The 13,439-nt window shown below is 31.4% G+C and carries 11 protein-coding genes, 2 tRNA genes and 2 rRNA genes; all 15 read right to left on the bottom strand.

Annotation, left to right across the window (positions count from 1 at the left end; translation table 11 throughout):
* Positions 1 to 7: 7 nt before the first annotated feature.
* On the bottom strand, positions 8 to 982 hold the full coding sequence (locus C1715_RS03085) for an ABC transporter ATP-binding protein (protein ID WP_102399197.1): 975 nt from the start codon (positions 980 to 982) through the stop codon (positions 8 to 10).
* Positions 983 to 1,966, bottom strand: coding sequence for an ABC transporter ATP-binding protein (locus C1715_RS03090; RefSeq protein ID WP_102399198.1), 984 nt, complete (start codon positions 1,964 to 1,966; stop codon positions 983 to 985).
* An 11-nt stretch (positions 1,967 to 1,977) separates the two neighbouring features.
* Positions 1,978 to 2,862, bottom strand: coding sequence for an oligopeptide ABC transporter permease (gene opp4C, locus C1715_RS03095; protein WP_278320079.1), 885 nt, complete (start codon positions 2,860 to 2,862; stop codon positions 1,978 to 1,980).
* Between the two features lie 12 nt (positions 2,863 to 2,874).
* Complete coding sequence (locus tag C1715_RS03100; protein WP_102399199.1) at positions 2,875 to 3,837, bottom strand: ABC transporter permease; 963 nt, start codon at positions 3,835 to 3,837, stop codon at positions 2,875 to 2,877.
* A 67-nt stretch (positions 3,838 to 3,904) separates the two neighbouring features.
* Positions 3,905 to 5,632 carry an ABC transporter substrate-binding protein gene (locus tag C1715_RS03105; RefSeq protein ID WP_102399200.1) on the bottom strand — a complete coding sequence of 576 codons (1,728 nt, stop codon included), beginning with the start codon at positions 5,630 to 5,632 and terminating at the stop codon, positions 3,905 to 3,907.
* Positions 5,633 to 5,793: 161 nt separating this feature from the next.
* On the bottom strand, positions 5,794 to 6,282 hold the full coding sequence (locus tag C1715_RS03110) for a hypothetical protein (RefSeq protein WP_102399201.1): 489 nt from the start codon (positions 6,280 to 6,282) through the stop codon (positions 5,794 to 5,796).
* A gap of 158 nt (positions 6,283 to 6,440) precedes the next feature.
* Positions 6,441 to 8,174 carry an ABC transporter ATP-binding protein gene (locus C1715_RS03115; RefSeq protein WP_102399202.1) on the bottom strand — a complete coding sequence of 578 codons (1,734 nt, stop codon included), beginning with the start codon at positions 8,172 to 8,174 and terminating at the stop codon, positions 6,441 to 6,443.
* A 77-nt stretch (positions 8,175 to 8,251) separates the two neighbouring features.
* On the bottom strand, positions 8,252 to 9,508 hold the full coding sequence (locus C1715_RS03120) for an aminopeptidase P family protein (RefSeq protein ID WP_102399203.1): 1,257 nt from the start codon (positions 9,506 to 9,508) through the stop codon (positions 8,252 to 8,254).
* 105 nt (positions 9,509 to 9,613) lie between these two features.
* Positions 9,614 to 9,844, bottom strand: a complete 231-nt coding sequence (locus tag C1715_RS03125) for a hypothetical protein (RefSeq protein WP_102399204.1) — start codon at positions 9,842 to 9,844, stop codon at positions 9,614 to 9,616.
* Entirely contained in the window at positions 9,810 to 9,974 is a 165-nt protein-coding gene (locus C1715_RS03130) for a hypothetical protein (RefSeq protein ID WP_242971876.1), read from the bottom strand. Before C1715_RS03130 ends, C1715_RS03125 begins: the two co-directional genes overlap by 35 nt.
* A 378-nt stretch (positions 9,975 to 10,352) precedes the next feature.
* The gene (gene fusA / locus C1715_RS03135) at positions 10,353 to 12,437 is read right to left on the bottom strand and encodes an elongation factor G (protein WP_102399206.1); all 2,085 of its coding nucleotides are present in this window, start codon (positions 12,435 to 12,437) and stop codon (positions 10,353 to 10,355) included.
* Positions 12,438 to 12,847: 410 nt separating this feature from the next.
* Positions 12,848 to 12,922 (bottom strand) — tRNA-Asn (locus C1715_RS03140).
* Between the two features lie 18 nt (positions 12,923 to 12,940).
* Positions 12,941 to 13,015 (bottom strand) — tRNA-Asn (locus C1715_RS03145).
* 7 nt (positions 13,016 to 13,022) lie between these two features.
* A 5S ribosomal RNA gene (gene rrf / locus C1715_RS03150) occupies positions 13,023 to 13,139 on the bottom strand.
* Between the two features lie 181 nt (positions 13,140 to 13,320).
* Positions 13,321 to 13,439: ribosomal RNA gene (locus C1715_RS03155) — 23S ribosomal RNA — on the bottom strand; the annotation flags it as partial.

The following is a 13,439-nucleotide window of genomic DNA, read 5'->3' on the forward strand; positions in this document are numbered from 1 at the left end:
TCTCCTCTTATACTAAGTGACAAGCCACAAAATGCTCTTTGTCAACTTCTCTATATTCTGGCATTTCTTCTGAACATCTTTTAATAGCATAGGGACATCTAGTATGAAACTTACACCCTGAAGGTGGATTTGCAGGACTTGGTATATCTCCCTTTAATATTATTCTATCTCTTCTCAAAGTAGGATCTGGTATTGGAACTGCTGATAATAAAGCCTTAGTATATGGATGTAATGGATTTTTGTATAACTCCTCTTTTGTAGCCATTTCTACTAAAGTTCCCAAATACATAACTCCCACTCTATGGGATATATGCTTAACTACACTTAAATCATGAGAAATAAATAAATATGAAAATCCCAAAGTTTCTTGAAGCTCTTGCATTAAATTTATAATTTGCGCTTGTATTGACACGTCTAATGCGGAAACTGGTTCATCTGCCACTATAAAATCTGGATTCAAAATAAGTGCTCTAGCTATACCTATTCTCTGTCTTTGTCCTCCAGAAAATTCATGAGGATATCTTTTTATATGATATGAAGCAAGTCCACAAATTTTTAAAGTTTCAGATACTCTATGAATAACCTCTTCTTTAGAACATATTCCATGATCCCTTAAAGCCTCTCCAACTATCTCACCAACAGTTAATCTAGGATTTAATGAACTATATGGATCTTGGAATATAAGCTGCATCTTAAGTCTTAACTTTCTCAATTGATGTTTATTGCATTTATATACATCCACATCCTTAAAATGTACCTTTCCATCTGTTTTATCCCACAGTCTCAATATGGTTCTACCTATAGTAGATTTACCACAGCCTGACTCTCCTACCAAACCTAAAGTTTCACCTTTCTTTATACTAAAACTAACATCATCTACAGCTTTTACATATCCTACAGTTCTTTGAAAAAACCCCCCGCTTATAGGAAAATATTTTTTTAAGTTTTCAACCTTTATCAATGTATCATTGCTTTGTTCCACTTACTCCACCTCCTTTTCATAAAGCCAACAAGCTACTTCATGTCTATTCCCTTTATCTATTAAAGAAGGTATTCCTTTTTTACAATCCTCACAAGCTTTATTACATCTCTCATAAAAATAACAATACTCAGGCATACCTATAGGATTAGGCACTTGCCCTGGAATAGAATAAAGTTTGTCCTGTTCTTTATTTAATGCAGGTTTTGAGTTTAAAAGTCCTATGGTATACGGATGCTTAGGATTCTTAAATAATTCCACTACTGGTGCCTTTTCCACTACTTTCCCAGCATACATAACTACAACATAATCTGCCATTTCAGCAATGACACCTAAATCATGAGTTATAAGCATTATAGATGCTCCTATTTTATCTTTTAAATCCTTCATTAATTGCAAAATTTGAGCTTGAATAGTAACATCCAATGCAGTAGTTGGTTCATCTGCAATTAGAAGTTTAGGATTACAGGAAAGTGCCATAGCTATCATCGCTCTTTGCCTCATTCCTCCACTTAATTCATGAGGGTAGCACTGAAACACCTCTTCTGCTCTAGGTATTCCTACTAATTTCAACATTTCAATAGATCGCTTTTTAGCCTTTTCCTTATCTAATTTTTGGTGAAGTATTATAGTCTCATTTATTTGATATCCTATAGTGAGTACAGGATTTAAAGAGGTCATAGGTTCTTGAAAAATTACAGCGATATCATTTCCCCTTATATTTCTCATATCTTCATCGTTTAACTCTAAAATATTTTTATCTTCAAAATGCATTTCTCCACCCATAATTTTCCCCGGAGGATTAGGTATAAGTCTCATAAGAGACATAGCTGCAACACTTTTTCCGCATCCCGATTCACCTACCAATCCTAAAGTTTCTCCTTTTTTAATTTTAAAACTTACGTCATCCACTGCTTTCACAATTCCATCTTCTGTTTTAAAATATGTTTTTAAATTTTTTATTTCCACTAAATCAGTATTATCCACATCCACACCCCCTATACCTTTAGTTTAGGATCTAGTGCATCTCTCAAGCCATCACCAAATAAATTTATAGCCATAACTGTTAAAAATATACACAAACCTGGTGGAGCCCAAACCCACATTCTATTTTTTAAGGTAAACATATCATTTACTTTTTGAACCATTTGTCCCCAGGAAGGTGTAGGTGGGGTCACTCCTAGTCCTAAAAAACTTAAAGTAGACTCTGTAAGTATAGCTCCTCCTATTCCTAATGTTGCAGAAACTATTATAGATGCAAAAGTATTAGGTAATAAATGCACAAACATCTTTCTTTTATCACTTAATCCTAAACACTCTGCTGCCTGCATGAATTCCTGTTCCCTCAAAGAAAGTATTTGTCCCCTTACTATACGACAAAGTGAAGGCCATCCTAAAAAACCTATTATAAACATAATCACATACATTCTATTTTCAGGCTTTATTTTCAAATCAGACATAACCGCAGCAAGCATTATAAGTATAGGAAGACCTGGTAAACACATAAACATATCCACTATTCTCATAATTACTGCATCTACTTTTCCACCGTAATACCCCGCAATAGCTCCCAGTATACTTCCTATTACAACCTCAATTATTACCGCCAATATTCCTACCAATAAAGAAACTCTTCCTCCATACATGAGTCTAGTCAAAACATCTCTTCCAACTTCATCTGTTCCCAAAATATGTGCACTTGTTGGTGCTTTGTACTTATCAATTAAACTCATAGTGTCTGAGCCATAAGAAGAAAATAATGGCCCAACAAAAGAGAATAATATCATGAATATAAGTATAAACATACCTACCATAGCTAATTTATTTTTTCTCAACCTTCTCATAACTATTTTAAAAGGACTTACTATTTCATTTTCTTTCAACTTTTTCACCTCCTATTTATACCTTATTCTTGGATCTACTGCTGCATAAATTATATCCGCTAACAGATTTCCTAATAGAACTAGTAACGCTAGCAGCATATTTATACCCATTAATAATGGATAGTCTCTTCCACTTACTGCATTTAATTCCACTGGTCCTATACCTGGCCATCCGAATATTGACTCAGTTACTATTGCTCCACTGAATAAAGCTGGAAGCCAAAATCCAAGTAATGTAATAACAGGAATCATTGCATTTCTAAGTGCATGTCTATATATTACAACCTTTTCTTTAAGGCCTTTTGCCCTAGCCGTTCTTATATAGTCTTGTCTTATAACTTCTAGCATACTTGATCTGGTATATCTCATAAACCCTGCCAAGCTTCCTAGGGTTAATACTATAAGAGGTAACGCCATATGCCTCATTCCATCTAAAAATTTTGCCATACCAACCGCATCATTTCCTGCAGTATACATACCAGCTACTGGAAAAATATGAATATCCACTGCCAGCCACTTCATTAATAATTCGCCAAAGAAAAATGAAGGCATTGATATCCCAAACAGTGCAAATATAGTGAAAAAATAGTCAAAACCCGAATATTGTTTTGTAGCAGAGATTACCCCTATAGGAATAGAAATGATTATGGCAAGAATAAACGATACTATAGAAAGTTTAAATGAATTCCATATATATGTATTCATTACTTTCCCTACTGGTTGTTTATAATAAAAAGATTTTCCCCAATCACCTTTAAGTGCTTTTTTAAGCCAAACTCCATATTGTACTATAGTTGGCTTATCTAGGCCCTCCTGTCTTCTTAATTCTTGCTTTGCCTTCAAACTCATTCGAGGATCTATTTTACCTGTTAATGGGTCCCCAGGTGCTAGATGAATAAGTAAAAATATAAGCAAAGAAGCCCCCAAAAGAATAGGTATCATCTGAAGAACTCTCCTTAAAACATAATTTTTCATTTTATACCCCCTATCTCTATTCATATGTGCCTAGTAACCTATACTAGGCACATATTTAAAGATACCCTTATTTAATTTCTGCTTTATATATATCTATTGTAAAATCAATATAAGGTGATAAATCAAGACCTTTAACCTTTGAACTTACTGCCCACATTTCTTTACTCATATCCAAGAATATATATGGCAAATCATCGTTAGCTATTTGTAACCATTTTTTATATATTTCTTTTCTTTCTTCCAATTTAGTTGTCTTTAATCCTTCTTGTAGTAACTTTTCTCCATCTTCATTTCTCCATCCACCTGAATTAAATCCACCTTTTACATCTTGAGAAAAACCAAATATGCCAAGTGAATCTGGATCTATGCTTAAGTCCCAAGACATATTAAACATTTCAAAATTTTGTTCATCGTAAACTTTAGTGCATAAAGTTGCAAATTCCATTATCTCTGGAACTACATCTATCCCTAGCTTTTTCCAGTTTTCTTTTACTATTGGTATTAAGGTTTCAACATATTTGCTCCCGCTATAGGTATACCAAGATATAGTGAATTTCTTGCCATCTTTATATCTAAAACCATCATCCTTTTTAACCCATCCAGCTTCATCCAATAATTTATTAGCTTTATCTGCATCATATTCATATTTATTTAAATCATCTGTATATGCCCAAGAAACTGGTGACACTGGCCCATTACATACATCTGCGTATTCACCAAAGTATGCATTAGCAAATCCTTTTCTGTCTAAACCATATGCTAAAGCCTGACGAACTCTCTTATCTTTAAATTTTTCATTTCTTAAATTCAGTCCCATATATCCATATCCATTGCCTGGATAAAGCTGCATATTTAAGAATCCTGCATCCTTCAATTCTTGAACATTCTCTGGTTTTGTCGCAACTCTACAAACATCCACTTCTCCAGCTTTTATCTGCTGCATCATGTTTTCTGCAGTAACTGCCTTTAATATAACTTTCTTTATCTTAGGTTCACCCTTCCAATATTTAGGGTTCTTTTCTAGAACAACTTCTTGACCTGGTTTATATTCTTTAAACACATAAGGTCCTGAACCCATTGGCTTTAAGAATTTATCCTCTAACTCTTTAATTTTACCTTTTTCAAAACTATAGTATTTTTTAGGCATTATTCCATATGCAAAATCATATATAGCTGGTGCCTTAGGCTCTGTTAATGTAAATGAAATAGTATATGGATCTACAACCTTTATTCCTTCAACCTCTTTTGCATCACCCTTATGGTATTTTTCATACCCTAATAATTTTTCTACAGCATCAAATCTTGAGCCCTTATAGTTTGGATCACATATAGCAGTATAAGTAAATGCTACGTCTTCAGCCGTAAGCTCATCTCCACTTGAAAACTTAATTCCCTTCTTCAATTTAAATGTGTATGTTTTTCCATCCTCTGATATTTCCCATTTTTCTGCTACATTAGCTGTTGGGTTTCCTTCTGCATCATTAGAAACCAATCCATCATAAATAAGACTACATACATAAGAATCATCTACTGTACCAGAATATATAGAATTAAACTTTCCTTCTGGTGCATTAAATCCTATAATTATCATGTCCTTTCTATTTTTGGACACATCTGGTAGTCCATTAGGATTTGATGCTTTTATGATCTCTGTGTGTTTTGAAGCTGGCTTTATTTCCCCCTCCTCCACCTTAGGTTTCTTAGCATCTGGTTTTGGCTTATCTTTACAAGCCGTAAATACAAATGCAAAAGCCATGGTCAATGATAAAAGTGCTAAAAGTTTTCTTTTTTTCATTTATATATTGCATCTCCCTTTTCTTATCACTTTAATATTATATATAAGGTTTCATTATAATTTTTAGAACAATAAAAAGGATTCTAGAGAAATTATTTCATCTAGAATCCTTTACCTTCTATAATTATCAACAATATTTTATTTTTTTCTATTTGTCACCATCAATAAATAATATTTTTAAAGCAACCTTTATTCTCAACCTTACTATATTTTGATAACTTGCATATGAAAGTCCTTTGATCCTTAATACACATGTTTTTCTTAACTATTGACACATAGCTTTTATCATAATTTAAAATCAATAATATCTTGTCCTCCATATTTATGACCTTTTTAATATCTTCCGCATTTATAACTGTTTTATCACACAACATTCTAGGATATATGGTAATTTCCTTTCCGATAAACCTCACATATATTCTAGTCATTAAATTCATTTTATCCATGGAAAACACTAAAAAAACCACTGCAGTTATTATTACTAATATATTTAAATATTTTAAGTTATTATTTATACTACCTTTTATGTTTATATACATTAAAAAAATAATGCATAAAAGAAAAGCTATAAAACATACAATACCTTCTACATCAGCATTAGGTTTTGTCTTTATTTCAATAGGACTTTCTTCAATATCTTTACTTAACAAAGTTCCAACACTCCTCTTTATTATTCTAATTATAATAGTATCACTTCAACTGTACCTAGTGTTTACAAATTTATTACAGTTTTGTTATAGAGATAAATCACATTTTCATAAAAAAAGAGCCATAATTAAATATAGCTCTTTTTCTTCCATGTTAATTTTTATACTTGATCTGGAATGTATCCCTTAAACTGTGCGTTATAAAGATGAGCATATATAGAACCTTTCTTCATTAGTTGGTCATGATCTCCTCTTTCTTCTATTCCCTTATCCGTAAGTACTATTATTTCATCAGCATTTTTTATAGTAGAAAGCCTATGTGCAACTACTAATGTAGTTCTTCCCTTAGAAAGACCCTCTAAAGCTTTTTGTATGATAAGCTCAGTTTCATTATCCAAAGCAGAGGTAGCTTCATCTAATATAAGTATTGGAGGATTTTTCAAAAATACTCTTGCTATAGATATTCTTTGCTTTTGCCCTCCAGATAATTTTATACCTCTTTCTCCCACATAAGTATCATATCCATTTGGTAATTCTGAAATAAACTCATGTATATTTGCATTTTTGGCAGCCTCTACAACCTGTTCATCACTAGCCTCAGGATTTCCATATAGAATATTTTCTTTTATAGTTCCTGTAAATAGAAAAACATCTTGTTGCACAATACCTATATTTTTCCTTAAGGACTTTAGAGTAACATCCCTTATATTTTTTTCATCTATGTATATGTCCCCTTCATTTGCCTCATAAAACCTAGGAATTAAATGGCATAATGTAGTCTTTCCTCCTCCGGATGGTCCCACTAATGCTAAAGTTTTTCCCTGTTCTACCGTTAAATTTAAATTAGACAATATAGTTTCTTTATTATTATATTTAAATGTAACATTATTAAACTCTATTGCCCCCTTAACTTCACTCAATTCTTCAGCATCATACTCATCTTTTATATCAGGCTTTATACTCATAATTTCTATAAATCTTTCAAAGCCTGCCATTCCTGATTGATACTGCTCAACAAAAGATGTAAGTCTTCTTATAGGCTGCATAAATAAATTTACGTATAATAAGTAGGCTACCAAATCTCCTGGATTAATTAAATCTTTATATACAAATAATCCCCCTGCAAACATTACAATAGCATATAGAATATCCATAGTAAATTTTATACCTGAAAAAAATTCTGCCATAGTCTTATAAGCATATTCTCTAGATTCCTTAAATTCTACATTTCCCTCATCAAATTTTTCCATTTCATATTCTTCATTAGTAAAGGATTTTGCCACTCGTATTCCAGATATACTGTTTTCAATCTGGGCATTTACATTAGCTACTTTTTTTCTAACATCCTTAAATGCATTAGACATGCTAACCCTCTTTTTAATAGCAAACCAAAACATAATAGGAATAAATGCAAATATAATTATTGTAAGCTGTATATTCACTGTACAAAGTATTATAAATGAACCTATTAACATGACAAATGAAATGAATAAATCCTCTGGTCCATGATGTGCAAGCTCGGACACTTCTTGTAAGTCGTTAACTATTCTAGACATTATGTGACCAGTCTTATTATCGTCAAAATAGCTAAAGGACAATTCCTGTAGATGAGCAAATAAATCTTTTCTCATATGATACTGCATTCTAACTCCTACCACGTGACCCCAATAATCAACTACATAATTGCATATTAGTTTTATTATATATAGCAAAATTAGTATTCCAGTAAGTATGTAAAGCATTTTTAAATTTCTATTGGGAATCACATCATTTATAATTTGCCTTGTAAACATTGGAAAAAACAGATCTGCTCCAGCCACTAAAAAAGCGCAAAATAAATCCAAAACAAATAGCTTTTTATGAGGTTTATAATATTTAATAAATTTTTTTATCAATTTTTTTCCCCCTTTTATTTATATAAAACCTCACGACACTATGCCACGGGGTTAAATAATCTAAATTTAATTATAACTTATTTTAAATATTTATTGTTTTTAGCCATATATTCTTCTATTTCATTCACTTCTCTTATCATATTTTTAGTTAGAACTTCACATCCATCTTCAGTTACTAATAAATCATCTTCTATTCTTATGCCTATACCTTCTTCTGGTATGTATAAACCTGGCTCATTAGTAAGAACCATTCCTGATTTCAATTCATCATCAATTCCTACATCATGAGTATCCATTCCTAATTGATGTCCTATGCTATGAAAATAATACTTAAACAACTCAGAATCTTCCTTTATAAGTCCTAATTCTTTACATCCTTCTGCTAATAATTCCTTTGCTTTTGTATTTAATTGGCTAAAGGTTACTCCAGGTTTAGTCATAGCTGTTATAGCTTTATTAGTTTTTAAAACTACATTGTAAATCTCCTTTTGTCTTTCTGTAAACTTGCCATTTAGAGGTATTGCACGACTTATATCTCCATTGTAGTATTTATATTGAGCTCCTAAATCGAATTGCATAAGTTCTCCATCTTTAGTTTGACAATTATTATCTGAGTAATGAAGAGTTGCAGCATTTTTTCCTGAAGCAGCTATAGTTTTGAAAGCTTTGTCTGTAACACCATGACTAGTTAAAACAAAATCAAAGTATGCCTCTACTTCATATTCCATCATACCAGGCTTCATATTCTCCATTAATTTATATACGCCTTCTTCTGTTATCTTTATTGCTTCCCTAATGTTTTCTATTTCCTCTTCTGATTTTATAGTTCTCATTTCGCATATGTCATGATAAATATTTTTTATATTTAAAAAAGGATATTTTTCCTTGGCAAGTTTAGCAAATTCTTGTGCCTTAGTCATTGGAATATCCATTTCTGCTCTTTCCAAATCTAAATATAGGTTATCATATTTAAATCTAGAAAATAAAAATCCAAATGCTCCCTGAAAATCTTCTAAATATTTTACATCCTCTATTCCTGATACTTCTCTTGCATCCTCTTCAGACATTTTTTCTCCTACCCATCTTGCCATTTGAGGATCATTCTTCTCTATAAATAGAGTTTGAAATGTTTTACCTGCCCTTTTATGCATCATAAGCATCATGTTTTCCCTATCTATACCTGTTAGATAATAGAAGTTTCTATTTGGAGTAAAGCTGTAAGTTTCATCTGCTGACTTATATGGCGCTCTCCCCGCAAATAATAATACAATAGAACCATTTTCAATGTTCTTCATAATTTGTTCTCTTTTAGTAATAAAAAATTCTTTTTTCATTTATACTCCCCCCAAAATAAACTGAAATTTTAAAAAGTTTATAGTACAAATATACCATTATACAAAAATAGTTTCAATACCATAGGTTTTGTGGTAATTAAATATTTACTGTGTTAACTCTTCATCCCCCTTTAATGATTTTTCTAGTTTTTCTCTTTCTAAATCGTAAAATACAATAGTTTCTGGCTTTGTTCCATAAAAACCTTGTAGAAGATTAATATTAAAATCTACAGATTTTACTTTAATACCATCAGAGCCATAAGCTTGATTGATTAATTCTGCTGAATAATAATTTCTTCCTCTAGTTTTTATATGCCTTGATGTAATACTCCTCATCTCTATTCCCTCCTTCGTAAGCTACATTAAAATTATTATCTTTAAGCATTGTACAAATTATGTCTGAATCAATAGGATTTTTAGAATTTATGCTTATTACTAACTCATCTTTATTACCTACAAACTGCATATAATCATGTATGTTTGAATAATCACTGAGCTGCATTTTTCCAATAATATTAAGAAAATACTGAGACAAAATAATCACACCCCTATTCTTTACTATTTTATACACTGTACATTTATATATAACTTTTTATTATTTATAACTAAATCTGCATTTAATTTAGGGTAGTCTTTTTTATTTTTTGTAATTATTTTTTCTTTATACATTAATGTATTATAATTAGCTCTCCACGTTTTTTCTTATAATCCCCAATATACTCTTGCAAAATTACTTAATATATCTCTTCACAAATTTATCTATATAAAAAAGATTAGAGAAAAATTTAATTTCTCTAATCTTTTTTATCAAAATTAATAATATATAGCTATATAATTTTTACTACTATTCTGCTTTTTCTTCTTTCATAGATTCTATTATTTTAGTTGCTTCTAAATTTGGCACCTCCTCATATCTAGCAAAGTTCATTACAAAAGTTCCTCTTGCACCAGTCATAGATCTTAAATCTGTGGCATAATCCAACACCTCCGCTTGAGGAATTTCTGCTATGATTTTTTGATTACTTCCATTAGATTCCATTCCTAAAATTCTTCCTCTTTTTTTATTTATATCCGCCATAATATCTCCCATATAGTCTTCAGGAATTTCTATTTCTACATGCATTACAGGCTCCAGAAGCACTGTTTCCGCTTCTTTTAAGCCTCTCTTATATGCTAAAGATGCAGCTATTTTAAATGCCATTTCTGAAGAATCCACTGGGTGATATGATCCATCATGTAGTGTAGCTTTTAATCTTATAACAGGATATCCAGCTAAAACTCCATGTTGTATACATTCTCTTAATCCCTTTTCAACTGCCGGAATATACTGTCTTGGAACTACTCCACCTACTACTTGGTCAACAAATTGCAATTCATCTTCTCCGTCATTTCGAGGTTCAAATTTAATTTTTACATCTCCATATTGTCCATGTCCACCTGATTGTTTTTTATGCTTTCCTTGTACATCAGAAATCTTTCTTATAGTCTCTCTATATGGAATTTTAGGACTTCTTAATTCTATTCCAACGCCAAATTTATTTTTCAACTTACTAACTATAATTTCTAAATGAGTAGAACCTAATCCCGAAATTATTGTTTCTGCATTTTCAATATCTCTAGAAATTTTAAAAGTTGGATCTTCTTCTAAAAGTTTATTAAGTCCAGAAGAAATCTTATCTTCATCACCCTTCGATGTAGTAAATACTGCTTTAGAAAGCATTGGATTTGGGAAATCTATACCTTTATATTTTATCTTAAAGCTTTCATCACATAAGGTATCTCCTGTAACTGTACACTGTAGTTTAGCTACAGCACCTATGTCTCCAGCTATAATTTCTTCTGCTAATAATTGTTCCTTTCCTCTTATAAAATACATATTTCCTATCTTTTCATTTTTCTCTTTATTTGAATTATATACTATTGTATCAGGCTTAATTTTACCTGTTATAACTCTGAATAATGAAAGTTTACCAACGAAAGGGTCTGCTATAGTTTTAAATACAAATGCTGAAAATGGAGATTTTTCATTTACCTTTATTTCTTTTTCCTCATTGCTTTTCAAATCTATAGCTATATGTGGTCTTGTTTTTTCTGGTGATGGGAAACATTCTACTATATCCTCTAATAAAGTATTCATTCCAATTCCAATATAAGCAGAGCCACACATAACAGGAGTTATTTCTCCCTCTGCACAACCTTTGATTAAACCAGTATATATCTCTTCATCACTTAAAGTTCCTTCATTAAAATATTTATCAAGTAATTTTTCATCTGTTTCCGCAACAGCTTCTATAATCATATTTTTGCATTCATCTACTTTTTCTATTAATTCCTCAGGTATCTCTGCCTTTTCCATAGCATGAGTTTTAGGGTTAAATATTCTTGCAACTCTAGAAATAACATTTATAAGTCCTTTAAAATTTTCTTCACTTCCTATAGGATATTGAACTGGAACCACTGAAATACCAAAATTATCTTTTAAATCGCCCAAAACTTTTCCAAAATTACTATTTTCCCTATCTAGTTTATTTATAAAAAATGCCCTTGGTAGATTATTTTTGTTAATATAATCCCATGCTTTCTCTGTACCTACTTGTATCCCTGATACTCCTGAAACAGCGATCATAGCTATATCTGATGCTCTCAATCCTTCTAGCATCTCTCCTTCAAAGTCAAAATAACCAGGTACATCAACTATATTTATCTTTGTATTTTCCCATTGGAAAGGAGCTATAGAAGTAGAAATAGAAATTTTTCTTCTTTTCTCTTCACTATCATAATCACATAAGGTATTACCTTCTTCTATTCTTCCCAATCTATCTGTTACATTAGAATAATACAATAGAGCCTCCGCTAATGAAGTTTTTCCAGCTCCGCTATGTCCTACTATAGCAATATTTCTCAAATTTTTGGTTTCATAACTTTTCATATGCATTTTCCCCCTTACATATAATTGGCCTTAATTTATTATTCTATTTTAAAGAAAATTCTCCTTTAAATTTAACGAAATTTTCTAAATAATTTGAATTTTTAATCAATGCCTTTTCTAATTTCCTTTGTTGCAAATTAATATTACTTAAAAAATAATAATTATATCAAATATTAAATTGCCACATAACAATATATAATATATTAATTGGAATATTATTATATTATATGTATTTATATATATTATATATATTTTTTTCATATTCATACATGAAAAATGAAAATGACCTTTATTGTAAAAACTTTTAGATTTTTATTTAACAAAAAAACACATACTAAGAAAAAATTCAATATATTAAATATTGAAACTTTTCTTAATATGTGTTAAATTAATTTAGCAAAAAATAAAAATGGCTCCGCGAAAAGGATTCGAACCTTCAGCCTATCGGTTAACAGCCGAGTGCTCCACCGTTGAGCTATCGCGGAACATTTATTAATATTGAATGGCTCCGCGAAAAGGATTCGAACCTTCAACCTATCGGTTAACAGCCGAGTGCTCCACCGTTGAGCTATCGCGGAATATTCAACCTGGCGACGACCTACTCTCCCACAGGGCTTCCCCTGCAGTACCATCGGCGCTTTGAAGCTTAACCGTCCTGTTCGGAATGGGAAGGGGTGTTACCTTCAAGCCATAATCACCAGATAATTTTAGTGGGCTAGTGTGCTAGAGGGCTAGTTTTGCCTGCTCTAAAATTCTATCACTGCCACTTGTTAGTGTGCTAGCGTCTAGTTGCTAGTTAACTCTTCTAGTATGTAACTACTAGAGTAAAGAACTTGTTGTTCTTTCAAAATTGCACAGTGTGGAAAATCTTTAGTTAATTAATTTGATCAAGCCCTCGACTTATTAGTATCGGTCAGCTGAACATGTTACCACGCTTACACCTCCGACCTATCAACCTGGTAGTCTTCCAGGAGTCTTACTAGCTTACGCTATGGGAAATCT

Origin of the sequence: Haloimpatiens massiliensis (genome assembly GCF_900184255.1) — a bacterium.
Lineage (GTDB): Bacteria > Bacillota > Clostridia > Clostridiales > Clostridiaceae > Haloimpatiens > Haloimpatiens massiliensis.